Annotated in this window: 23 protein-coding genes and 1 pseudogene; 19 read left to right on the top strand and 5 right to left on the bottom strand. The window is 47.8% G+C overall.

The features are described from left to right. Positions 1-20 precede the first annotated feature (20 nt). The 3 genes from purD (at position 21) to ACXACM_RS03840 (ending at position 3,616) form a co-directional block, all read left to right on the top strand. Positions 21-1,310: a phosphoribosylamine--glycine ligase gene (gene purD / locus ACXACM_RS03850; protein ID WP_474819912.1), complete on the top strand. Its 1,290-nt coding sequence runs from the start codon at positions 21-23 to the stop codon at positions 1,308-1,310. A gap of 90 nt (positions 1,311-1,400) precedes the next feature. Then, a complete protein-coding gene (locus tag ACXACM_RS03845) occupies positions 1,401-2,687 on the top strand; it encodes a uracil-xanthine permease family protein (protein WP_474819911.1) in 1,287 nt (428 codons plus the stop codon). Between the two features lie 2 nt (positions 2,688-2,689). Then, entirely contained in the window at positions 2,690-3,616 is a 927-nt protein-coding gene (locus ACXACM_RS03840; protein WP_474819909.1) for an ion transporter, read from the top strand. Here the strand turns inward: ACXACM_RS03840 and ACXACM_RS03835 are convergent. Next, positions 3,594-4,892, bottom strand: a complete 1,299-nt coding sequence (locus ACXACM_RS03835; protein ID WP_474819908.1) for a sensor domain-containing diguanylate cyclase — start codon at positions 4,890-4,892, stop codon at positions 3,594-3,596. The two genes, ACXACM_RS03840 and ACXACM_RS03835, sit on opposite strands and share 23 nt — an antisense overlap. A gap of 209 nt (positions 4,893-5,101) precedes the next feature. On the opposite strand from ACXACM_RS03835, the gene ACXACM_RS03830 reads away from it, so the two are divergent. The 3 genes from ACXACM_RS03830 to envZ all read left to right on the top strand — a co-directional run bounded on the left by ACXACM_RS03830 (position 5,102) and on the right by envZ (position 8,214). Beyond that, positions 5,102-6,004: a phosphoribulokinase gene (locus ACXACM_RS03830; protein ID WP_474819907.1), complete on the top strand. Its 903-nt coding sequence runs from the start codon at positions 5,102-5,104 to the stop codon at positions 6,002-6,004. Between the two features lie 156 nt (positions 6,005-6,160). Further along, positions 6,161-6,886 carry an osmolarity response regulator transcription factor OmpR gene (ompR, locus tag ACXACM_RS03825; protein WP_474819905.1) on the top strand — a complete coding sequence of 242 codons (726 nt, stop codon included), beginning with the start codon at positions 6,161-6,163 and terminating at the stop codon, positions 6,884-6,886. Positions 6,887-6,897: 11 nt separating this feature from the next. Then, complete coding sequence (envZ, locus tag ACXACM_RS03820; protein ID WP_474819904.1) at positions 6,898-8,214, top strand: two-component system sensor histidine kinase EnvZ; 1,317 nt, start codon at positions 6,898-6,900, stop codon at positions 8,212-8,214. A 6-nt stretch (positions 8,215-8,220) separates the two neighbouring features. On the opposite strand, the gene ACXACM_RS03815 is transcribed toward envZ, so the two are convergent. Then, complete coding sequence (locus tag ACXACM_RS03815) at positions 8,221-9,543, bottom strand: Na+/H+ antiporter NhaC family protein (protein ID WP_474824211.1); 1,323 nt, start codon at positions 9,541-9,543, stop codon at positions 8,221-8,223. A 190-nt stretch (positions 9,544-9,733) separates the two neighbouring features. On the opposite strand from ACXACM_RS03815, the gene ACXACM_RS03810 reads away from it, so the two are divergent. Then, entirely contained in the window at positions 9,734-10,165 is a 432-nt protein-coding gene (locus ACXACM_RS03810; RefSeq protein WP_474819903.1) for a hypothetical protein, read from the top strand. 63 nt (positions 10,166-10,228) lie between these two features. Here the strand turns inward: ACXACM_RS03810 and ACXACM_RS03805 are convergent, their stop codons facing one another. The 3 genes from ACXACM_RS03805 to hslR all read right to left on the bottom strand — a co-directional run bounded on the left by ACXACM_RS03805 (position 10,229) and on the right by hslR (position 13,339). Continuing rightward, positions 10,229-11,794, bottom strand: a complete 1,566-nt coding sequence (locus ACXACM_RS03805; protein WP_474819902.1) for a phosphoenolpyruvate carboxykinase — start codon at positions 11,792-11,794, stop codon at positions 10,229-10,231. Between the two features lie 220 nt (positions 11,795-12,014). Further along, positions 12,015-12,911, bottom strand: coding sequence for an Hsp33 family molecular chaperone HslO (gene hslO / locus ACXACM_RS03800; RefSeq protein ID WP_474819900.1), 897 nt, complete (start codon positions 12,909-12,911; stop codon positions 12,015-12,017). A 23-nt stretch (positions 12,912-12,934) separates the two neighbouring features. Next, positions 12,935-13,339 (bottom strand): ribosome-associated heat shock protein Hsp15, encoded by a 405-nt coding sequence (gene hslR, locus ACXACM_RS03795; protein WP_474819899.1) that lies wholly within the window; start codon positions 13,337-13,339, stop codon positions 12,935-12,937. Positions 13,340-13,462: 123 nt separating this feature from the next. Between hslR and gspC the strand changes: the two genes are divergently transcribed. The 12 genes and pseudogenes from gspC to ACXACM_RS03735 all read left to right on the top strand — a co-directional run bounded on the left by gspC (position 13,463) and on the right by ACXACM_RS03735 (position 24,842). After that, positions 13,463-14,401, top strand: a complete 939-nt coding sequence (gene gspC, locus ACXACM_RS03790) for a type II secretion system protein GspC (protein WP_474819898.1) — start codon at positions 13,463-13,465, stop codon at positions 14,399-14,401. A 21-nt stretch (positions 14,402-14,422) separates the two neighbouring features. Continuing rightward, entirely contained in the window at positions 14,423-16,462 is a 2,040-nt protein-coding gene (gene gspD / locus ACXACM_RS03785) for a type II secretion system secretin GspD (protein ID WP_474819896.1), read from the top strand. A 2-nt stretch (positions 16,463-16,464) separates the two neighbouring features. Continuing rightward, positions 16,465-18,027: a type II secretion system ATPase GspE gene (gene gspE, locus ACXACM_RS03780; RefSeq protein WP_474819895.1), complete on the top strand. Its 1,563-nt coding sequence runs from the start codon at positions 16,465-16,467 to the stop codon at positions 18,025-18,027. Positions 18,028-18,030: 3 nt separating this feature from the next. Then, positions 18,031-19,251: a type II secretion system inner membrane protein GspF gene (gene gspF, locus ACXACM_RS03775; RefSeq protein ID WP_474819894.1), complete on the top strand. Its 1,221-nt coding sequence runs from the start codon at positions 18,031-18,033 to the stop codon at positions 19,249-19,251. After that, entirely contained in the window at positions 19,251-19,685 is a 435-nt protein-coding gene (gspG, locus tag ACXACM_RS03770; protein WP_474819892.1) for a type II secretion system major pseudopilin GspG, read from the top strand. Before gspF ends, gspG begins: the two co-directional genes overlap by 1 nt. Before the next feature lie 30 nt (positions 19,686-19,715). Continuing rightward, positions 19,716-20,336: a type II secretion system minor pseudopilin GspH gene (gene gspH / locus ACXACM_RS03765; RefSeq protein ID WP_474819891.1), complete on the top strand. Its 621-nt coding sequence runs from the start codon at positions 19,716-19,718 to the stop codon at positions 20,334-20,336. Next, positions 20,333-20,713, top strand: a pseudogene (gspI, locus tag ACXACM_RS03760) (type II secretion system minor pseudopilin GspI); the annotation flags it as partial. The gene gspH and the pseudogene gspI, both read left to right, overlap by 4 nt. A 122-nt stretch (positions 20,714-20,835) precedes the next feature. Then, positions 20,836-21,435: a type II secretion system minor pseudopilin GspJ gene (gene gspJ / locus ACXACM_RS03755; RefSeq protein ID WP_474824209.1), complete on the top strand. Its 600-nt coding sequence runs from the start codon at positions 20,836-20,838 to the stop codon at positions 21,433-21,435. Continuing rightward, complete coding sequence (gene gspK / locus ACXACM_RS03750) at positions 21,432-22,421, top strand: type II secretion system minor pseudopilin GspK (RefSeq protein ID WP_474819890.1); 990 nt, start codon at positions 21,432-21,434, stop codon at positions 22,419-22,421. The genes gspJ and gspK overlap by 4 nt, the downstream gene beginning before the upstream one ends. After that, positions 22,421-23,614, top strand: coding sequence for a type II secretion system protein GspL (gene gspL, locus ACXACM_RS03745; protein ID WP_474819888.1), 1,194 nt, complete (start codon positions 22,421-22,423; stop codon positions 23,612-23,614). The genes gspK and gspL overlap by 1 nt, the downstream gene beginning before the upstream one ends. Next, the gene (gene gspM, locus ACXACM_RS03740) at positions 23,614-24,087 is read left to right on the top strand and encodes a type II secretion system protein GspM (protein ID WP_474819887.1); all 474 of its coding nucleotides are present in this window, start codon (positions 23,614-23,616) and stop codon (positions 24,085-24,087) included. Before gspL ends, gspM begins: the two co-directional genes overlap by 1 nt. After that, positions 24,087-24,842 carry a type II secretion system protein N gene (locus ACXACM_RS03735; RefSeq protein ID WP_474819885.1) on the top strand — a complete coding sequence of 252 codons (756 nt, stop codon included), beginning with the start codon at positions 24,087-24,089 and terminating at the stop codon, positions 24,840-24,842. The genes gspM and ACXACM_RS03735 overlap by 1 nt, the downstream gene beginning before the upstream one ends. Position 24,843 lies beyond the last annotated feature (1 nt).

The raw sequence follows: 24,843 nt of genomic DNA, 5'->3' as shown, positions 1-24,843 counted from the left end.
TTAAGTAACGGAACGCTTTGATGAACGTACTAGTGATAGGCAGCGGTGGCCGTGAACACGCTTTGGCGTGGAAAGCCGCACAATCTGAACATGTTTCTGCCGTGTTTGTAGCCCCGGGAAATGCCGGAACAGCAACTGAACCCAAGCTGCGAAACGTAGCTATTGGCGTCACTGATATCGAAGGTTTACTGGCTTTTGCCCAAGACAACCACATTGATTTGACCATTGTTGGCCCGGAAGCTCCCTTGGTTGAGGGTGTAGTAGATGCATTTACAGCTGCAGACCAGGTTATTTTCGGTCCAACGCAAGCTGCTGCTCAATTGGAAGGTTCCAAAGCGTTTACAAAAGATTTTCTTGCCCGTCACGCCATCCCCACTGCTGAATATCAAAACTTTACTGAGATTGAGCCTGCTATCGCTTATGTTCGTGAAAAAGGCGCGCCCATCGTGGTAAAAGCTGACGGTTTGGCGGCGGGCAAAGGCGTGATCGTGGCCATGACACTGGAAGAGGCAGAAGCCGCAATCCGCGACATGCTGGCTGGCAACACATTTGGCGAAGCAGGCAGTCGCGTAGTAATTGAAGAATTCCTCGATGGTGAAGAAGCTTCTTTTATTGTGATGGTTGACGGCAAAAATGTGGTTCCTTTTGCCACCAGTCAGGATCACAAACGTGCGGGCAATGGCGATACCGGGTTAAACACAGGTGGAATGGGCGCTTACTCTCCAGCACCTGTGGTTACTCAAGCCATACACGACCGTGTAATGAAAGAAGTCATACTTCCTACCGTAGAAGGCATGGCAAAAGAAGGTAACCCTTACACTGGCTTTTTGTATGCCGGGCTAATGATAATGGCCGACGGCACACCCAAAGTTATTGAATATAACTGCCGCTTTGGCGACCCTGAAACTCAGCCTATTATGATGCGCTTGCAATCTGATCTCGTGTCGCTGTGTTTGTCCGCCTGCAAAGGAGAACTGGAAGGCAAAACTATCGACTTTGACGAGCGTGCAGCGGTAGGTGTAGTACTGGCTGCTGGCGGATACCCTGGCAGCTACAACAAAGGCGATGTAATTAGTGGCCTCGATGACGCGGCACAAGCTGAAGGTAAAGTATTCCACGCTGGTACGGCGATGAAGGACGGACTAGTTGTTACAGCCGGAGGACGTGTTTTGTGTGCCACCGCGCTGGGTAATAATGTCACTGAAGCACAGCAAAAAGCCTATGCATTGCTCAATACCATCAGTTGGGATGAGGTGTATTTTAGAACTGACATTGCTTATCGGGCCATCGCTCGGGAAGCTCAGGCGTAAATTGCCACCAGCTCGCCAAACCATACCAGGGGAACCATGACTATCGGTTCCCCTGTTTGTATCTGACAAGATTTAATGAGAGAAAGAAATATGCCCTTTTCTATACCCTCTTTTCAACTCATGGCCTCAGGTGCACAAATGTTGTTTGTGGCGTTCGGCGCACTGGTACTTGTACCACTGCTAACAGGGCTGGACCCCAGTGTCGCACTGTTTACTGCGGGTGTGGGCACATTACTCTTTCAAGTCGTAACAAAGCGCACAATACCTATCTTCCTCGCCTCTTCGTTTGCCTTCATTGCCCCCATTAGCGCTTCAGTTAAAAACTGGGGCGTGTCGGATACCATGGGTGCGTTGTTCGCCGCAGGCGTAGTTTACATGCTGCTCGCCTTAGCAGTTAAATTTAAGGGGTCGGGATTCATTCACCGCTGGTTACCGCCGGTGGTCACCGGCCCGGTAATTATGGTGATTGGATTAGGCCTTGCACCTGTTGCCGTAAATATGGCGCTGGGGAAAAGCGGAGACGGTTCACTCACCTTATACCCCTACGCAGAAGCAATCTGGGTTTCGATGGCAGCATTAGCTGCCACATTGTCAGCGGCTGTTTTTGCGAAAGGCGTGTTTAAACTTGTACCCATTTTATTCGGCGTGATGGCGGGTACATTCGTCGCTTCTTTCACTGATATGTTATCAGTGGAAGGCGTTACCCAGGCACCCTGGTTTGCAATGCCTGACTTCGTGCTGCCCACTTTCAACTGGCAGGCGGTGTTATTTATGATCCCCGTTGCTATTGCACCGGCAGTGGAACACGTTGGAGACATTCTGGCCATCAGCAACATTACCGGAAAGCGATATTTGAGCAAACCCGGGTTACACAGAACCCTGTTTGGTGATGGCCTGGCGACATCCGCCGCTGCATGTTTTGGCGGGCCACCAAATACCACTTACTCTGAAGTCACTGGTGCCGTGATGCTCACTAAAGCTTTTGATCCACGGGTTATGACCTGGGCCGCCATATTTGCAATTACTGTGGCTTGGTTCGCTAAGTTTGGTAGCGCATTGCAATCCATCCCTACACCAGTGATGGGCGGGATCATGATCCTGCTATTTGGCTCGATTGCAACCGTAGGGTTAAATACCCTGGTGAAAGCTCAAATTGATTTAGCAAAATCACGGAACCTGGTGATCGTATCGACTACCCTGGTATTTGGTATTGGTGGTATGGTGTTCGGGCAGGGGGAGTTTACTTTACAAGGCATTAGTTTATGCAGTGTCGTTGCGATAATATTAAACGCCATCTTACCGAACAAAGACCCGATCAACGACTCGTTATCAGAAGAACAGGCCATCGTAGATGACATAATCGACCACAGTAAATAACCATGGAAAAACAACCGCTACGCAGAAAACTACACAGCATAATCCAGCCCTACCGAGAAAATCAGCCTGGCGAATGGCCCAGTCGTGTGTTCGATTACTTTTTAATATTTCTCATCTTTACCAATGCTGTGGCAATGATGCTTGAAACCGTACCTGAAGTGGCCACGGTCTGGCGTCATGAACTCTGGCTATTCGACGGGGTTTCCGTGACTATTTTTACCGTTGAATACGTAATAAGAGTCTGGTGCTCGGTGGAAGATTACAACGAGAAGCACAGCCATAAACCGTTGTGGAAGCAACGTTTACACTACATGGTCTCACCTATGGCCATTATTGATTTGCTGGCCATTCTGCCCTTCTACCTCAGTATGTTTTTCACCCTGGATTTACGCATTCTTCGTCTGTTGCGGCTTACCCGCCTCATCAAACTGGGCCGTTACTCCCGCTCAGTGCAGTTACTTTGGCAAGTGTTGCGCAATGAAGCCAAAACACTGTTCGCCGCCATGACGGTTTTGTTGATTGTTATGACATTTGCCGCCACGGGCATTTACTACCTTGAGCGTCATGTGCAGCCTGAAGCTTTTGGAACCATCCCTAACGCCATGTGGTGGGCACTGGTTACACTCACCACAGTAGGTTACGGCGATGTGGTGCCGTTAACGTCGGTGGGAAAAGTGTTTGGAGGAATGGTTACCTTAATGGGCGTAGCGCTTTACGCGCTACCAGCAGGTATTTTGTCATCCAGTTTTACCGCACAACTACACGTAAGGCGGGAGCGGTTTCGCAGCTTAGTGAATAATGCAATGGAAGACGGACATCTAAGCGATACAGAATTCCAACATATTGAGAAGGTCAGGGCGTTGCTGCACCTTGACAAAGAAGAAGCTGAGTTAATAGTGAAATTACTTAAACACCGCCAGCATCACTGATGAACACTTTGTCACGCCCCGCATGTTTGGCGTTGTACATTGCATCATCAGCACACTTTACCATTTCTTCAATCGTATTGCCGTGCGTCGGGTAACAAGCAATACCGCCACTTAATGTTATTGATAAAGGAGTAAGATTGCATTTGGCGGCCTTTTCTGCAAAGGACGTTCGCAGACGCTCACACAAAGTAAAAGCATGACTGACACCAGTATCAGGCATTAGCAGTAGAAACTCTTCACCGCCCCAGCGCAACAACACGTCACTTTCGCGAAGTTCTGCAGTCATTATGACGGCAGTTTCCTGTAGTACTTTATCACCAATCAAATGCCCGCACTGGTCGTTGATTTGCTTGAAGTTATCGAGATCAAAAAGCGCCACAGATAACGATTGCCCCTGACGTTTGGCTAGCGACAGGTAACGGGAAAATTGTTCATAACCGGCTCGCCGGTTTAACAATTGGGTAAGCTCATCCCGCGATGCTTGCTCCCTGAGCTTCTCCTCTAACGCTTTACTGGCACTGACATTTCTTACCACACCTATAACCCGCGCGGGCTCATCCTGCTCATTGCGCTCACACACCATGCCATGGTCGTGCACCCACAAATACTGACCACTGCGATTTCGCAGTCTGTACTCAGCCTCATACCGGAGCTTCTTTCCTTCTAGGTGAGCCTGCAACTCATCATATACCTGGGGAAGATCATCCGGATGTACATTATTTTTCCAGCTGTCTAAATGCGGCTCCATTTCATGAGGGCCGTACCCCAACATACGCTTTAGTTGCGGACTAAAAAAAACCTCATCGGTGAACAAATTCCAATCCCACAGGCCATCACCAGCGGCATTCAGCATATAGCGCAAACGTGGTTCCCGTGTTTTGAGTTCAGTTTGCAAACGCACCCTTTCACTAATATCCCGGGCAATGGATATAAGATACTCGGCACCGTCGTGAACTAAAAAGTTAGTATGAACCTCAACGGGAAATTCTGTGCCGTCTTTGCGAACGTGGTGACCGGAAAATACAAAAGTTTCTGACGTTCTCAATACCGACAACATCTCTTGCCAATGCTTAATATCGAGTACATCCCGTTGAAGACTAAATACTGTGTGGGAGAGTACCTCATCGGCTTTCATGCCAAGATCCTGGTAACCAGCTTTGTTAACGTCAAGAATTTTGGCACTTTCGGGATCTATAATGTAGACCGCGTCACTTATATGGTTAAAAAGCGATCTCAAAAGTACAAATTGCTCTTTTTCATTTTTGTTGAGTGTCATGAGAGTATCACCTACTACTGTCAACACATTGTCGTTAAAGCCCAAACTATGCATTTTGCCACATACTAGTGGACCTCACGCCATAACATTTTTTTATCATAGCGCTTATCAAGAGATCTGGTTAGTATTTTATCGTGCTATTTGCTTGCCCCTTGATTCTTGATTGCTGACAGCTTATAACAGTGTTCCAATATCGATGATTGTCTATTATGTCAGCCAAACACCCAATTATTGCCATTACCGGTTCGTCCGGTGCAGGCACGACAACAACCACAAATGCTATCCGGCATATCTTTCGCAACCTTAGTGTTAATGCGGCAGTGGTTGGCGGAGACAGCTTCCACCGGTTTACCCGTCCTGAAATGGAAGTGGAAATTAGAAAAGCACAGGAGCAGGGCCGGCACATTAGTTATTTTGGCCCGCGAGCCAACGATTTTGATTTGCTCGAAACCCTTTTTCGCGAATATAGTCAAACGGGGACCGGTCAATTCAGACAATACTTGCACACCTTCGATGAAGCCGTGCCCTTCAATCAGATGCCAGGGACTTTTACGCCTTGGCAAGCGTTACCTGAAAATACCGATCTGTTGTTCTATGAAGGCCTTCACGGCGGTGTGGTGACAGAAGAAAACGACGTGGCAAAACACGTGGATCTTCTGGTTGGCATGGTGCCAATTGTGAATCTGGAGTGGATTCAAAAAATTGTGCGGGATACCACAGATCGCGGTCACTCCAGAGAGGCGGTTATGAGCAGTATTGTGAGAGGGTTAGATGACTACTTCCAGTACATCACACCGCAATTTTCAAAAACTCATGTAAATTTTCAGCGCGTACCTACCGTCGATACCTCAAACCCATTTAGTGCCAGGGAAATTCCAACCCAGGACGAAAGCTTCGTAGTGGTTCGCTTTCGCAGAGAAATGAAAAACGTAGATTACCCTTACCTGTTGCAAATGATTGACGGGGCTTTTATGTCCCGTGTTAACACATTGGTTGTACCGGGTGGAAAAATGGGATTGGCAATGGAATTAATTCTCACCCCGTTAATTGAAGACATTCTCGATCAAAAACGCAGAGCGGGAAGCCAGATGGACTGGGTTGGAGAGCAATAGCGAATAAGCGGCTGTCTGACATCATTTGCAACATATCAGGTCTTTTGTCTGTGAATTTTACTGAGTATAGTGATCCTATATAAAAACGGTGACATGTTTACTGTCGCCGTTCCCGAATAACAATAGCGGCATTTAGCACCGTAGGAAATAAGAGTCATGGGTCAGGAAACGTCCAAAATACTGGTTGTAGACGATGATATGCGTTTGAGAAGTTTGCTTGAGCGTTATTTGGTTGAGCAGGGATTTCAAGTTCGTTCAGCTGCTAACGCTGAGCAGATGGACAGACTACTTGAACGGGAAAATTTCCATTTAATGGTTCTTGATCTCATGCTTCCTGGCGAAGACGGCTTGTCGATTTGTCGGCGCATGCGCCAGTCTGATAACGACATGCCTATTATTATGCTTACCGCAAAAGGTGACGAAGTTGACCGCATCATCGGCCTGGAAATGGGTGCAGACGACTATTTACCCAAGCCCTTTAATCCTCGGGAGCTACTTGCCCGGGCCAAAGCTGTGCTTCGTAGAAAAACCACCGAAGCCCCAGGCGCGCCTTCCAAAGACGAGCAAATTGTTGAATTCGGAGAATACCGTTTAAATTTGGCGACCCGGGAAATGAGTGCAGCCGGTGTGCCCCTCACCCTTACCAGTGGTGAGTTTGCCGTATTAAAGTCGTTGGTCACACACCCCCGCGAGCCGCTGTCCAGAGATAAGCTAATGAACCTCGCCAGAGGCAGGGATTACAGTGCTCTGGAGCGTAGCATTGACGTGCAGGTTTCAAGACTGCGCCGCATGCTGGAAAAGGATCCGGCGAGCCCTCGCTATATTCAAACAGTTTGGGGGCTCGGTTACGTATTTGTGCCCGATGGTGAAGCACAGGCGTAGCCTGCGTAGCTATGCGAATATTACCCACCAGTGCATTTGGCCAAACGGTTCTGTTAATTGGCGTGTTATTGCTGATCAATCAGGTCGTGTCTTATCTGTCGGTCACCTATTATTTTGTACACCCAACCACAAAACAAATCAGTAGTTTATTAGCAACTCAGGTTCAAAGTGTAAACGCGCTCAACCTCATGGATGCCTCTTTAGAGGCGCGTCTTGATTATGCAAAACGTACAAAAGTGGAAGTTGTCACCACTGAGCAGGCCTTACAACAGGGGCTCAAGTCTGCTAAGCATTATAATTTTATGTCCTCACAGGTTTCTAAACAGATAGGCGTGAAAGCGGATGTCAGAATAAGTACAACGGAAACCTCAATTGGTAATGAACCTTATCGCGTATGGATTTCCCTATCGTCACATCCAAATACCTGGGTAAGTATTCCGCTGGTGGGGGGCAATGATAGTAACACTTCACCGCCCCCAACAATGTATCTAATGGTTATCGGTATTTTAAGCGTCACTGGCGGTTGGTGGTTTGTCAGACACATGAACCGGCCGCTTAAGGCATTACAACAAGCTGCCATTCAGGTTGGTCAGGGGTTATTCCCACCGCCCCTGAAGGAACAAGGGAGTACCGAGATGCGAGAAGTAACCCGGGCATTTAATCGCATGAGCCAGGGTATCAAACAGCTAGAAGACGAACGCACAATGATGACAGCAGGTATTTCTCACGATCTTCGCACTCCTCTTACCCGAATTCGTCTGGCATCTGAAATGTTATCTCAGGACAATGACTGGATCAGGGACGGCATCAACGACGACATCGAAGATATGAATGCCATTATTGACCAGTTTATTGAGTATGCGCGCAGTGACCGCACAGAACAATGGGAAGCGGTAAATGTTAATGATCTTATTGAAGAATTGGTCAAGCTTCACGGGCGTCATCAGAATCACGAAATATCGCTAAAACTCAATGCGATCCCCGATACTCCCGTTCGTAAAATTGCACTCAAACGTGTGTTAGACAACCTCATAGAAAATGCTTTTCGCTATGGCACCGACCGAATTGTAATAAGTACATTTCACGACAAATCGCAAGACCGCGTATACTGCCGCATCAGAGACTTTGGGCCAGGCATTCCCGAAGACGACCTGGACAATGTTTTTACCCCCTTCAAACAAGGTGATATGGCCAGAGGGTCTCTGGGCTCAGGTTTGGGACTGGCAATTACGCGCAAAATAATTAACATGCACCTCGGGCAAATTGCCCTGCGAAATCATCCTCAGGGCGGACTGATTGCTGAATTTTGGCTACCTCTGCGCAACTGAGTCTTATCACTGTTTGGTGACAAACCGCGGCACGTTAAAAGCGATGGCAAGTATGCCAAAAACCAGCAGCAACATGGGGTACCACGCATAAGCGGAAACGGAAAGCGGAGAAATACCGCCTACCGCTGAAACAGTCAGTATTTGCGCACCGTAGGGTACCATGCCTTGAAAACAGCAGGAGAACACATCGAGAATACTCGCGGTACGGCGAGGATCAACGCCGTATTCCTTATTTAGATCGTTGGCAATAGGTCCCGCGGCTACTATCGAAATGGTATTGTTTGCAGTGGATAAATCCAGGAAACTGACCAACGCTGCTATGCTGAATTCAGCGCCTTGCCGTCCTCTGACTTTTCTGGTCAAGGCGCGAATTAGCCACGCAATTCCGCCATAAGCATGCATTAAACTAACAATTCCACCGATTGTCAGAGCAATCAGTGAAAGGTTTTGCATCCATCCCATACCAGTTTGAATACTTTGCCACATTTCCATAAGTGCAAAACTACCATTCATCAAACCTATAATCCCCGCAGAGGCAATACCAATTGCGAGCACCAATACGACATTAATACCAGCCAGCGCACTAATGATGATCAGTAAGTAGGGGAGTATTCGCACCAGGTCATAGTCTGCTTGATTCAGCGAAGTGCTCTGCGCCACTGGTACAAATGCAAGGATCAGCACAGTGATGACTGACGCGGGCAATGTGATGAGCAAGTTAGCCTTGAACTTGTCAGTTAACTGCACTCCCTGGCTGCGGGTAGCCGCAATCGTCGTATCGGAAACAAAAGACAAGTTGTCGCCAAACATAGCACCACCCACAACAACGCCGGCCAACAGCGCAGGTTCAACGCCTAAGCCATCAGCCAGCCCCAAACCAATGGGAGCAAGAGCGGTAATCGTGCCTGTTGATGTACCCATTGAGAATGAAATGAAACAACAGATAACAAACAAGCCAGGTAGTATAAGGGGTGTTGGAATAATGCTTAAGGCAAGGTTTACCGTGGCGTCACGGGCACCTATATCAATTGTGAGTGAATAAAAGGCTCCTGCAAGTAAAAATATCAGTACCAGCAGTACAATATTTTTATTTCCAGCCCCATTACAAAAGATGGCAATTTTTTCATTAAGCGACAACCGTTTGTCTTTAGGGTTTAGGCACAACGCGTATCCGGCAGCCAGAAAAAACGCCACCAAAACGGGCATTGCCGTTACGTCATCAGTCCAGAAACCGGCAAAAACCATAATTGCGACAAAAAATAAAATAGGGGTCAACCCTAAAAACTGGGCAGGCGAAGAATGGTGCACAAAACCTCTATGGATGTGGATGATAGTTGAATTTACTTATGGTATCGCAAACCTGAAGCACTTGAGAACGCGATAAAGTTAAAAAGGCCGGTTGTGTCTATATTTTTTACCGATATGATATGTCACTCAACGCTGTCTTGGAGGGCGTTGAATTATGCCTGCTGTCGAGATGCATACCTGACGGCATTAAATGACTAAGGAAGTATAATTTATGAAAAAATTAATAAGTGCCCTGGTACTCTCGGTGGCCACTCTGGTTTCAGCCTCTGCGTCGGCCAATCAGTTGGGGCAGTGTCTGGTCGATTCTCTAAATGGAAAAGAACGAAAAGAACTTGCTAAGTGGATTTATTTTTCCATGGCGGCACATCCTGATATCACCAGCTATTCAAACATTACAGCAGAAAACAGAGAGTCTACCGATAAATATATCGGTGCATTGGTAACCCGCTTACTCGGTAAAGACTGCCCGGCACAATTTAAAGCCGCAGTAGAAGTCGATCCTATGGCTACCCAACGAGCCTTTGAATTGGTTGGTCAGGTAGCCATGGGCGAGCTCATGCAAAATGAAGCTGTGACAAGCTCTATCGGTAACTATGCCACTTATATGGATTTATCTGTAATTCAGGCGGCAACGGCTCAATAAACAGATAGCAAAAAAAGCCCGTCGTGAGACGGGCAAAAAGGTTGGAGTGGTTCCCTGGATGATTTAGATGGTTCTCGGACCTGCATCCACAATAGCCTGGCTCACCTCGTATTTTTGAAAATTTGCGTTAAATGCAGAAATAAGTTTTCTCGCATACTCATCGTAATCAGCTTTGTTTTGCCAGGTGTTTTCAGGCACCAGCAATGCTGAATCAACGCCAGGTACTGCCACCGGCACATCCAGGTTAAGCCCCTCAATATGCTGTGTTCTAACGTAGGTAAGTTCGCCTGATACAACGGCGTCGATGATGCGCCGGGTTGTGGGGATATCGAATCGTGAGCCCGTTCCGTAAGGTCCGCCTGTCCATCCTGTATTGACCAAATACACCTTTGCTCCAAAAGCTTTCACACGTTTGATCAACAATTCTGCATACACGCCAGCAGGCCTAGGGAAAAATGGTGCGCCAAAACAAGTAGAAAAGGTTGATTCTATCTCTGCCGTCGAGCCAATTTCTGTAGACCCCACCTTGGCAGTGTAGCCACTCAAGAAATGGTACGCCGCAGCTTCCTCATTCAACACTGACACTGGGGGCAATACGCCGCTGACATCACAGGTTAAAAACACTACAGAACGGGGCTCTCCACCTCTGTTTTCAGTTACGCGCTTGTGGATATGAGAAAGCGGATAGGCAGCTCTTGCATTCTTAGTAAGGCTAACATCGTGATAGTCAGGATGTCTGCCCTCTTCGAGTACCACATTTTCCAAAACCGCGCCAAAGCGGATGGCTTCCCAAATGACCGGCTCGTTCTTTTGCGACAGGTCGATGCATTTTGCATAACAACCGCCTTCTAAGTTAAAAACACCACCAGGAGCCCAACCGTGTTCGTCGTCGCCGATAAGAAATCGCTTTGGATCAGCCGAAAGTGTGGTTTTTCCCGTACCAGACAGACCAAAAAAAAGCGTGACATCTCCCTCTTCCCCCACATTTGCGGAGCAATGCATTGGCAGTATTTCTTTTGCTGGAAGCAGGAAGTTCTGCACGCTAAACATGGCTTTTTTCATTTCCCCCGCATAGCGCATACCGGCAATTAGCACTTTTTTCTGAGCAAAATTGATGATGACAACACCGTCACTGTTCGTACCGTCTCGTTTCGGCTCACATTTAAAGCCTGGGGCGTTCATTATTTGCCAGGGCTTATCGTTGTTGGAGTTCCACACCTCAGGCTGAATAAAGAGATTCCGCGCAAAAACATGGTGCCACGCAGTTTCTGTGCGAACTTTTATGGCCAGTGCGTGTGTAGGGTCAGAGCCAACCTGCAGGTGTGAAAGAAAATGCTCTCGTAGTAGCAAATAGGCGTCAACCCGTTGCCACAACGCGTCAAATTTATCGGGGCTGAAGGGTTTGTTTACATCACCCCAGTCAATGTCGTTTTCTGTAGACGACTCTTTGACGATAAATCGGTCTGCTGGTGACCGGCCGGTTCGATGCCCAGTCTCAACCACCAGAGCACCATTATCAGCCAGGTGCCCTTCTGAACGATTTAGTGCTATCTCAATGAGTTGTGCTGAGGATAAATCGGTTAATAGTGAGACCGGTTTATCTGTATTTAGTCGTGGTGCCGCCGTCATATGCCCGCCCTCAATGTAATATTTCAATATCACTTACAAAATATATCAACACATTCAGTTTATTATATTCAGACACTTAAACAACATCACAATTAACAATAGTGACTATTTATTGATCTAGATTACGAAAATAAAGAAATTTAATTACAAAACGATGCGTTGGTGCGAGAGGTAGGAGAAATGAAAACACTGTTACCCTTGCCGGGTAACAGCGCTATTGTTACTGATCTTTCCTCGTTTCAACGAATTGCCCGGCGTGAATAGCTTCTACATCCACACTATCGAACTGGTATTCAGCGTGGCAGTACTGACAATTCATTTTTATCGAGCCATCTTCTTCAATGATTTGCAAGAGCTCAGCTTTTTCTACATTTCGCAATGCATCAGCACTGCGCTGTTTTGAGCAGGTACAAGCGAACTTCACATCGTGTGGCGGGTAAACTTCAACTTCTTCCTGATGAAAGAGGCGATAGAGAATATCGTTAACCGGTAAACCGAACATTTCTTCATCGGTCAGGGTTTCACTTAATTTCACCACATGTTCAAACTCCGTATCTTGGGATACGTCTGTATTTTGTGCCTGAGAGGGTAATATCTGCAGAAGCATTCCCGCTGCCCGGGCAGTGGTTTGTGACAAATCCGTCATCAGCATGACCTTTGTAGCCAATTGCTCCGATTGAGTAAAATACTCTTCAAGACATTCAGCCAAAGTAGCTTTGTCTAATGCCACAACGCCCTGGTAACGCTCACCCTCTTCTGGGGTAATTGTAATAACCAGAACACCATTGGCGATGAGTTCAGCAAAGGTCTCCGGTATCTCCGTCAAACTCTCATCCCAGCGAGCCACTCCTCGCAGCGTGTAGTCGTGCGTCGCATTGATCACCGCGTAACTTACCGGGCCCTTGCTTTGTATTTGCAAACCAATTTCGCCCTTGAACTTCAAAATAGCAGTAAGTAAGCAGGTGGCCGCAGCCATTTCACTTAATAACCGCTGAATTTGAATCGGGTATTCATAGCTATGAACGATCTTCTGTAAACTCTCTTCCAGACGCACTAATTCGCCACGTACATTTGCCGCATTTAAAAGATAGCGGTGTAACTCATCATATTGACTCATGCCAAATATCCTGTTTTCACAGCTTATTGCTGCTTGAATTTAATTATTTGCCGACGCTGTTTTTTATCCGGGCGTTGCTCCGGTTTAGGGCTGTGAAACGCGCTGAGCTTTCTGGCTGTTTGATTCGCTTCCCGTTGCGCAGCACTTGCTTCTGTTTCTTCATACAGTGCTTGAGCAAGCTGTGCCCCCAAGCGCTTGTCACTAAGTTCAAGCACTTTAATTTCTTTTATATCCCAACCGGCGGGAACTTTTATCATTGCACCGCGTTCTACAACCTTACCCGGTTTAGTGCGTTGACCGTTGTAATGAACTTTTCCCGCTTGCACCATTTCCCTGGCAAGCGCTCGGGTTTTGAAGAATCTTGCAGCCCAAAGCCATTTGTCCAGGCGGACACTGACATCGGCATCGTGTTGATTGCGATTGCTCATGTAATAATTTTGTCACTCTTTCGTTTTAGTGTTGTGACCCCCGCCTCGACTAGGCTATGATGAGTCGCTATCGTGTGCATCACTCTAAATCAATAAATAAACGAGCAGTACCAACGACATCACATGACACTCGACAAACTTAACACACAGTCTCTGGCATTTTTCTTCAGCCGGCACCAGAAACAACTGCACCTCGTCGTTGTAGTACTTCTGAGCCTCTATTTATTAGCTTTTGCTGCCAGGCTCATTTGGCAAATTATACCTGAACCCAGCGGTCCTGCCATACCGTCTGGTTTATCGTCTGCACCAAAACCTCTTCAGAATGCGCAAGGTGGGGTCGATGTGGCAAAAATACAACAGTTAAACCTGTTTGGCACAGCGAATGCTGTGGAAGTAGTAGAAGAACAACCGGTTACAGACGCACCAGAAACCAAGTTAAACCTCACTTTAACAGGCGTAGTCGCCAGTTCTCTGCAGGAGGAAGCTGCTGCCATTATTGAAAATCGCGGTACGCAAAACGTGTATGGCCTTGGCGAAAAAATTGAAGGTACCAACGCCACCTTAGATCAGGTGCTGGGTGACCGCGTTATTATTAAAAATGGTATTCGCAAAGAAACACTCATGCTTGATGGCATCGATTACGACGAGGCCAACAAACGCAGAGCACAGCAAGCTGAAGCCCAGCGCAGACAACCTCCCAGAAAGCAGGTGGTACCTGCACAAAGGCCAAAGGCGGTAGAGCTGGATGAGTCTATTACTTCTGAGTTGCGTGAAAGCCCGGCCAGCTTTACAGATTATATTTCTATCAGCCCGAGTATTGGCGACGGGCAATTGAATGGTTACAAAATTTCTCCAGGTAAAAAGCCGGAATTATTTAAATCGGCGGGCTTACAGTCTGGCGATATCGTGATTCAGATAAACGGGTTGGATCTCACCGACCCTCAGCAAGCCAAAGAAGCAATGACCGAGTTGCAACAGGCCAATACTATTGAATTAACGCTGACACGTGACGGCGAATACATCACTCTGTATCTGGACATGCCGGAGCCGGGTAATGAATAAGAAAAGTAGGAAGACAGCATCATGAGGCAAAAGAGCCGGACATTATTTTCGCGGGTAACAGCAACAATATGTGCTGTTGCACTATGCGTATCTGCTACTGCAGCAGAGTATATGCCCAACTTCAAAGACACGGATATCAATGAATTCATTACCATTGTTGGTAAAAACCTCAAGAAAACGATCATTGTCGAGCCAAACGTACGGGGCAAAATTAGCGTACGTTCCTACGACATGCTCACCGAAGAACAGTACTACCAGTTCTTTTTAAACGTATTGCAGGTGTACGATTTTGCCGTGGTTGAAATGCCCAGCGGGGTTCTAAAAGTTGTTCGCTCAAAAGAAGCGAAAACTTCAAATATTCCGGTAGTTGAAGGTGCAGCCCTCGACGGCGATGAAATGATCACCCGCGTAGTGCCGGTTTACAATGTCCCAGTTCGAGAACTCGCGCCCATACTGCGCCAGCTGAACGACCAGGCGGGCGGCGGTAACGTTGTCGCCCACGACCCATCCAACGTAATGATGCTAACCGGCCGCGCAGCGGTAGTTAACCGGTTAGTAGAAATTATTGAACGGGTTGACCGCGCCGGTGACGAAGAGGTAGAAATTGTAAAACTTCGTTATGCCTCCGCTTCTGAGATGGTGCGCATTGTCGACAGTATTAATAAATCTCAGGGCAAGGCTGCTAACACTGGTAAATCTGAACCGCGAGCAGTAGCGGACGACCGCACGAACTCCGTTATTGTCAGTGGTGATGCCAAAGCACGGGCTCGGATTGTCAATCTGATTCAACGCATGGATCAGGAGCTTGAAACCAGTGGTAATACCCGCGTGGTGTTTCTCAACTATGCTAAAGCCGATGATTTGGTGAAAGTGCTGCAAGGAGTATCAGCAAGTATTCAAGCGGAAGAGCAAGGTAGTGGTACCAATCGCCGGTCGTCCACTAACCGTGAAATCAGTATTGATGCCCACGAAGATTCCAACGCAGTCGTGATCACAGCAGAACCCGACATGATGCGTTCTTTAGAAGAAGTCATTCGGCAGCTGGACATTCGCCGGGCACAAGTACAGGTTGAAGCCATTATCGTTGAAGTATTTGAAGGCGACGGTGCACAGCTTGGCGTACAATGGGTAACTGAAGAAGGCGGCGGAACGCAATTTACAAACGGCGTTGTGCCGGTTGGCTCGTTAGCCGTAGCCCTGAAGCAAGCTGAAGACGAGACGGACACTGAAGCCTACATTACCGATGAAGGTAACGTGGTTGAAGTAACCACCACTGACGATGGCGACTACACCGCTCTGGCCAGCTTACTCAGCGGTGCCAATGGCTTACTGGCAGGGGTAATTAAAGATGGTTGGGGCGCTGTGGTACAAGCTGTGAGTACAGACACCAACTCCAACGTACTTGCCACCCCGCACTTAACCACTATGGATAACGAAGAAGCCTTTTTCATCGTGGGTCAGGAAGTGCCTATTATTACCGGTACGACTACTGGTGCGAATAACTCAAACCCCTTCCAAACCGTTGAACGTCAGGAAATAGGTATTAAGCTGAAAGTCACGCCGCAAATTAATGAAGGTGATGCCGTTCAGCTTACCATTGAGCAAGAGGTGTCATCGGTAAGTGGTGCTACAGCAGTAGATATTTCCATTAATAAACGTCAAATTAAAACCACCGTTATTGTGGATGATGGCGGTACTATTGTACTAGGTGGCTTAATTGACGAAGATGTTCAGGAAAGCGTGTCCAAAGTACCTCTGCTCGGTGATATCCCAGTTTTAGGTCATTTGTTTAGATCCACGTCTTCAAGTAAGCGCAAGCGCAACCTTATGGTGTTCCTCAAACCGACCATTGTGCGAGACGGCGTGACCATGAATGAGATCAGCCATCGCAAGTACAACTATATTCGTGCACAGCAGTTGAAACACCATTCTGAAGGCGTATCCCTGATGCCTTCCAAGGAACAACCTTCAATGCCTGAGTGGGATGATGCCCTGGCACTTCCGCCTTCGTTTGAAGACTACATTCTGGAAAAAGATAAAAAAGAAGAGGAAAACAACTGATTATGGCTGCGCACGACGACCCGCTGGAGCAAGCAATCGCAGCCCAGGAAGAAGCTATGGATAGCCTGCCCGAAGATGAACTTGAAGAGGCAGTCGGTCCCCGGCAATTGAGTTTCGGTTTTGCCAAACGCAATCATGTGTTGTTGGAAACCAATACGGATCCGGCCACCTTGTATTATACCCAGGCCACACCGTTTAGTGTGTTTGCTGAAGTAAGGCGCTTTTTTGGGGAAGGTTTTACCCTTGTCGAAATAGAGCAGGACAATTTCGAGAGTTTACTTACGAAGGCTTTTCAGCGTGACTCTTCCGCAGCAAAACAATTAATGGAAGACCTTGGTAACGAAAGTGATTTGTTCTCGCTTGCAGAAGAACTGCCCGACACCGAGGATTTGCTGGACAGTGAAGATGATGCGCCCATCATTAAACTCATCAACGCCATGTTGGGAGAAGCCATCAAAGAAGGTGCGTCAGATATTCATATCGAAACCTTTGAAAACCAACTTATTGTCCGTTTTCGGGTAGACGGTGTATTGCGGGAAATATTGCGTCCTAACCGCAAACTGTCGTCAATGCTGGTTTCCCGTATAAAGGTTATGGCAAAGCTGGATATCGCAGAAAAACGGGTTCCTCAGGATGGACGCATTACCCTGCGCATTGCCGGTCGTGCGGTAGATGTGCGGGTTTCAACCATGCCATCAAACCATGGTGAGCGGGTTGTATTGCGTTTGCTCGATAAGAATAACGCCAGGCTCAACTTAGAAGATCTTGGCATGACCAAGCGCAATCGCGACATCTTCTCAGCACTCATTCGCAAGCCCCATGGCATCATTCTGGTTACCGGCCCCACCGGTTCTGGTAAGAGTACAACCCTGTACGCTGGTCTTACAGAGATAAACTCAAAAGACCGCAATATTCTTACCGTAGAAGATCCTATCGAATTCGATTTACCTGGCATTGGTCAAACACAGGTAAATCCGCGGGTAGATATGACGTTTGCTCGTGGTTTACGCGCTATTTTACGTCAGGACCCGGATGTGGTGATGGTCGGTGAGATTCGCGATATTGAAACCGCACAAATAGCTGTACAAGCCAGTTTAACCGGCCACTTGGTAATGTCCACATTGCACACCAATACTGCTGCAGGCGCTATCACACGTTTGGAAGACATGGGCATTGAGCCATTTTTAATGTCATCGAGCTTACTGGCAGTATTGTCTCAGCGGCTGGTACGAACGCTGTGTAACGAGTGTAAAATTCCCACTACGCCAAACGATCAGCAAAAAGCATTACTGGGCCTGGCTGATAGCGCTGAGGTAACGACTATTTATCAACCCAAAGGTTGCGCGGCCTGTAACCAAACCGGCTATCGCGGCAGAACAGGTATTCATGAATTGCTGTTGGTAGACGAACCGATACGGGACATGATGCACGATGGCAAAGGTGAACAGGCAATCGAAAGGCACATCCGCAAAACTACCCCCAGTATTCGCGAAGACGGCTGTCAAAAGGTGCTGGCTGGTGTGACGTCTCTGGAAGAAGTCCTTCGCGTCACCCGGGAGGATTAACCCATGGCTGCGTTTTCGTACAAAGCGGTCAACAGCCATGGCCGCAATAAGCAAGGCGTATTGGAGGGTGATAATGCCCGTCAGGTTCGCCAGCAACTGCGGGAAAAAGGCCTGATCCCCCTCGAAGTAGAAGTTGTCGCCGAAAAAGCCAGTAGCCAATCATCGGGTTTCAGCCTTTTCAAACCGCGTATTTCGGCCTCTGATCTCGCCCTGCTTACTCGCCAACTCGCAACTTTGGTGGAGTCGGCACTGCCTATTGAAGAAGCCTTGTTAGCCGTGGCAGAACAAAGTGAAAAGCCCCGCCACAAAAATATGATGATGGCGGTGCGTAGCAAGGTTGTAGAAGGGCACGGTCTGGCGGATTCCATGGCCCAGTTCCCCAGTGTATTTGATGAACTCTACCGGGCGATGGTTGCAGCTGGAGAAAAGTCTGGTCACCTCGATGTTGTGTTAAACAAACTTGCCGATTACACAGAGCGACGACAGCAAACCCGCAGCCAGATAACACAAGCTTTAGTATACCCGGTGATCATGTTGTTCTTTGCTGTAGGCGTGATTTCACTGTTGCTCACCATGGTTGTACCTAAAATTGTCGGTCAGTTCGATCACATGGGCCAGGATATCCCCACAATCACGCAAATCCTCATTAGCGTGAGCGAGTGGCTGCAGAGTTACGGCTTAGTTTTATTAGGCGTGCTGGTACTATTAATCTTAGCTGTTAACCGGGTAATCCAAAAACCTGCCATGAAGCTGAAATATCACCGGCTTATTCTGCGCATGCCAGTGGTAGGAAAAGTAAGCAAAAGCCTCAATACCGCCCGTTTTGCCCGTACGCTTAGTATATTGTCTTCCAGCGCAGTTCCCTTGTTGGAAGCCATGCGCATTTCTGCTGACGTACTGCAAAACCAGTATATAAAGAACCAAATCATAGATGCTACTGTCAATGTTAAAGAAGGCAGCAGTTTACGAGCCGCGTTAGAAAAAACGCGGGTGTTTCCCCCCATGATGATGCACATGATTGCCTCCGGTGAGAAATCAGGCGAGTTACAGCAAATGTTGGGGCGCGCCGCAGACAACCAGGATCGGGAATTCGAAGCCCAGGTAAATATTTCTTTGAAAATCTTCGAGCCTGCGCTCATTCTTGTGATGGCTGTGGTAGTACTGTTTATTGTCATGGCCATCCTTCAACCCATTTTAGCAATGAACGACATGGTGAATATCTAATGAAAACAATCAAACGCAATGGTGGCTTCACGCTATTAGAAATTATGGTGGTGCTGGTAATCATCGGCATTATTGCCTCCATGGTTCTACCCAATGTAATTGGCAACCAGGAAACTGCCGAGCTGAAAAAAGCGGCGGTAGATATTCAAAACCTTGAGGGCGCGGTGGCCATGTATCGCATGCAGGCAAAACGCTACCCTACTACGGAGCAGGGTTTGGAAGCATTAGTAGAAATGCCGACCATTGATCCTATTCCAAAAACCTATCAAAGAGGTGGTTATATTCAGCGTCTGCCTGAAGACCCTTGGGGAAATCCTTATCAGTTCCTAAGCCCCGGGGAAATGGGTGATTATGACATTTTTTCTAACGGCCCAGACGAATTACCCGGCACCGAAGACGATATCGGCACCTGGAATCTCAACGATTACCTGTAATTCATCACGTGTATGAACCGGTTGTCACACATGTCCAATCCCAAAGCATTGCGCGGCTTTACTTTGCTGGAGATCTTGCTGGTCATTACCATTATGGGGTTGGCAGCCGGTTACGTGGTGTTAAATTTTTTTGGCGTCGATCAGAGTGATCAGCTCAGAAAGGAAGGACAGCGACTTCAGGTACTGATTGATATGGCCAGCGATTACGCGGTGCTAAATCAGCGCCAACTGGGCGTTCGCTTTGAACCTCTTGAGCATGCCTACTATTTTGTCTTTCTCAACGAAGATGATAAATGGGAAAAGCTTAGTGATGAGAAGTTATACGACGAGCACACGCTGGCTGAGCCATTCCGGTTCGAGCTGAATTTGGACGATTTACCCTGGGACACGGACGACCAACTCTTCGACAGAGAAGTTTTCGATGAGAACTTTACACTGGATGACGCCGACACAGAAATAGGCAATGAAGAAGAGAGAAAGTTGCCGCCACCGCAAGTGCTTATTATGTCTAGCGGGGAAATTACCCCTTTTACCCTCACTTTGTCTTACGAGCCCAATTTTAGCACCGACGAGCCTGTCTATTACCAACTACAAAATCAGGATGTGCCCCCTTTGCTGCTTGGCGGCCCCATGGAGCAGCCGCCGGAATGAAACCATTAGCTCGCCGTCAACGAGGCATGACACTACTGGAAGTAATGGCAGCGCTGGCAATATTTGCCCTTGCCGGCACTGCCGTAATGAAAGCAGCCTCAGAACATTTAAACAGTGTTAGTCGTGTGGAAGAAGCGACACTTGCCACCTGGGTTGCCAATAATCGCTTGAACCGGGTAAAACTCACCGCCACCTGGCCGCCCAAAAATAATGTACGCGGCACCATGGAAATGGGCGATCGCACCTGGTTTTGGCAACAAGTAGTACAGAAAACAGCAGACGAAGACTTGCGGGCAATAGAAATTAGTGTTGGCTCCGACGACCAGTATGAGTATTTTGACACCTCTGTTGTCACCTACATCTCTCGCCCGATCGCTTTGCCGGAAGTTGATACAGATTCATCGGCCGATAGCACCGATGACCTCAATAACGACGATAGTTCTGATGATAACGATGGGGATACTCCGTGAAACAGCGCGGCTTTACTCTCATTGAAATCATGGTAGCAATCGCTATTTTTGCCTTTATCAGTGTGGCTTCTACTGCTGTGCTGACCACAGTATTAGACAGTGACGCCATATCCTCTGAACATTTCGATAAGTTTCAACGCCTGCAGCGCGCGGTGATCACTATTGAACGCGATTTGCAGCAGGCAGTACCTCGTCCGGTTCGTATTGACGGTCAGACCAACCCCATTGTCATGCGTGGTGGCGAGCGGGATGAAGATGATAACGAAGGCCTGGCTTTCGTCAGAAGTGGCTGGCAAAACCCGCAAATGATGTTGCCCAGAAGTACACTGCAAGCGGTGGCTTATCGGGTAAGAGACGGTAACCTGGAACGACTGCACACCAACTACGTCGACAATGTTATTGGCACTGAACCCAAAGTACGAGTACTTCTGGAAGACATTGACAAGTTTAAAGTTGAATTCATCGCTGATATGGAGGAGGACGCCAACTCATTATCAGACAGCGACGAGCTCAATTGGCGTGAAAGCTACGTGGGCGCAGTGCTGCCTAAAGCCGTTGCTATTGAGTTTGTGACCAAAGATTTTGGATTAATTCGCCGTGAGTTCACCTTAAGTGGAGCCACACTATGAATCGCGGCATCCAGGGTCAGAAAGGCATTGCTCTTATTATTGTGTTAATGATTGTTGCCCTTGTGGTCATCATTGCCACAGACATGGGAACCCGGCTTCAGTTACAAGTTCAGCGCACGTCGAATCTTAAAGACAACAACCAGGCGTATTGGTACGCCATGGGAGCAGAGGCCTTTGCCAGGAAATCTATTAAAACCCTTTTTGACGAAACCGGCGATAAAATTGTCATTACTCAGCCATGGGCTCAGGAATTTGCTTTCCCGTTGGACAACGGAGGCATTCAAGCTCAGCTAGAAGATGCGCAGAGCTGTTTCAACCTCAATGCACTGGCTGAAGGCGATACAAATCGAAATCAAAGCACCCAGGTGTCCGAAACCATGGATGCCTTCGGCAAAATGTTAGAAGCATTTAGCGAAAACATCGATAATTTTACCGCAGAAACTGTTAGAGACAGCCTGGCAGATTGGTTAGACAGCGACGATCGCATGCGAACTTATGGTGCGGAAGACAGTGAATACGAAAGCCGTGAGTTTCCGTATTTAGCGGCAAATGCGCTGATGAGTAATCAGTCGGAGTTGCGCCTCATTAACGGCATCAGCCCTGCGTGGATTAATGATATCCTTCCATTAGTGTGTGTGATTCCCGAAGAGTCTACACTGGCAGTGAATGTGAATACCCTGACAGAAGAGCGTGCTGCAGTACTTGCTGGCATGACAGGGCTCACACTAACCGATGCACAAAACGTAATTAACAGTCGTCCTAACGACGGCTGGGACAGTGTGAATGATTTTCTCGGTGAGCCAGCTATTGCCGCGTTGGATTTGAGTGACACACAACGCAACTGGTTTACCATAACAACGAAGTATTTTATGTTGCATACAAAGACATCATACAATAAAGCAACGTTCACACTGAGCACATTGTTTAAGGCTCAGGGCGGCGAAAATGTACAAGTGATACGCCGCGAATTCGGAGGAATCAGGTAATGGAACAGCTCATTGTCAGACTGGGGTCACAATACGATACACCAATACAATGGCTGGTGTGGTCCACAACTGAGCAGGAAATCATAGCGTCAGGTGAGTTGCCCGACGCTTCGCAGCTAACCACATTAAAAGAGCGTGCTGGGCAGCGGTCTATTATTGCACTGGCCCCTGCCAGTGATATTCTGCTGAAATGGGTATCCTTACCGCCCAAAGCTGGCCGCAAAGTGTTGTCAGCTATTCCGTTTATGCTGGAAGATGAATTAGCCCAGGATATCAGCACACAGTTTTTTGCCATGGGCCCACGCAAAGGCGATCAACAGGCAGTAGCCGTGGTCGATAAAGCAAAAATGGAACAATGGCAACACTGGTTGAGCGACGCAGGTCTGTTCTGCGACAAACTCGTGCCGGATGTGTTAGCTGTGCCGCATAATGAAGCAGGCTGGTCTTTACTCGCCATTGGCGACAGCCTGCTCATTCGCGAAGATGAATGGCAGGGCTTACAGGGAGAAGCTTCGTGGATTTTACCCGCGTTTACCCATGTTATTCGACAACATGAAAAACCAGTAAGTGTGCGCAACTACGCTGACCTTGACCTGAGTAACCTGCCGAATGTTGAACTCCAGGATAACGACCTCGATTTGCCCATGCACGTGCTGGCAACAGGTGCGATAAACTGCTCAACAAACCTTTATCAGGGTGAGTACCGCATAAAGCGCAAGCAAGCCGGACACTGGTATCAATGGCGCGTTGCAGCTGTGCTAGCCGCGATAGTACTGATTACAGGTTTGGTAGACAAAAGCGTGACCCTCTATCAGCTCAAACAAGAAAATGCTCGCCTCCAAACTCAAATCGACACGGCGGTGAAAAGAGGCTTTCCCAACCTGGGTACGTACCGGGATTTACGGCTTAAAATTCGCGGCGAAATGGCGAGGTTAGATCAAGGTGGTACAACAAGTTCTATGCTGGTGATGATAGATGCCTTAACCCCCGCTTTTTCAGCTTCCGAGGTGAAGGCGCAAACACTTCGGTTTGATGCAGAGCGGGCAGAAATTCGCATGCAGGCTCAGGGGAAAACCTTTGAATCCCTTGAACAGTTTCGCCGTCAGGCCGAGAATGTGGGTTTTGAAGTCGAGCAAGGCGCAATTAACAATCGCGACAATACCGTGATCGGTACAGTCGCTATTCGGGGTTAATGATGACATTAAAGGAAAGATATCAAGCGCTAAGCGAACGTGAGCAACGGTTGGTATTGATCACAGCTGTTGTAGTCGGGATAGCCATTTTTTATTGGGGCATTTGGCAGCCACTTAGTAGCGGTGTTGAGAAAGAGCGGGCTAACTATGACGCTCAACAATCTCTGCTTGTGTGGGTGCAGGAACAAGGTGCCCGGGCGATACAGCTGCGCAAAAGCGGAAATATTCAAACCTTTTCAGGTTCTCTGCCTCAGGCAGTAAATAACACATCAGCAAGACACAATATTGCCATCGCCAGAATGCAGCCGCAGGACGAGGAACTACAAGTTTCTGTGGATGAGGCATCGTTTAATGATGTTCTGAGCTGGCTAGAGGTGATGGAAAAAATGGGGATCCGCATTATTCAGGTGGATATTGCTGAAAGTAACGAACCGGGTATGGTTCGAATTCGTCGATTGCAGTTAGGTAAATAATGAAATCAAAGTTCCTTTGGACGCTTCTGGCAGTTTTTGCGTTCTTATTTTTCGTAGTGCTCTACATGCCAGCCAGTCATCTGCTACAAGGGCAATCGTTACCCAAAGGGGTCAACCTCTACGGTATCAGTGGCACTGTGTGGGAAGGCAAAGCACAGGCTGCAGTCATAAATGGAATACCGGTAACTAACGTGGAATGGGAGATATCAGGTCTATCTCTACTTATCGGAAAACTTCATGCTGACATTAAAGGTGGTAACCTCAGAGACGCCCAAGAAGTGTCATTTAAGGGAGAAGTGAGTACCAGTGTATTTTCTTCCCAACAGATAAATTCTGACGATTTTCTGCTTTTTCTACCTGTAGACAGAGTACTTGCGGAAGTGAAGCTACCCGTCCCGGTGAACGCTGGGGGGCGTTTCAGAGTACGAATTGAACAATTGTCTTTTGGTCCCAATTGCAATGAATTAGTGGGCTTCGGAGATTGGCTAAAGGCGACAGTAGCCGGTACGCGAGGGCCAATAGATTTTGGGAACTACTCGGCTTCATTGCGTTGTGAGAACGAAGGTATAGGCGTTATCGTGAAAGAACCCAATATGTTGGGGCTCAGCTTAGACGCTGTATTTGAAGCGGGCTTTAAAGGTTTTTCCATTAAGGGCAAATTTAAGCCGGATCCCTCCTTACCTGAAGAAGTGCATCAGGCAGGGGCTATTTTCGGCCGCCCAGGTGCAGATGGATATACAGAATTTTCTTTATAAA

It is taken from the genome of Alteromonas sp. AWQ4_252 (assembly GCF_056158205.1).
The sequence above is the reverse complement of the archived record's forward strand: the minus strand, read 5'-3'. Positions and strand labels throughout refer to the sequence as shown.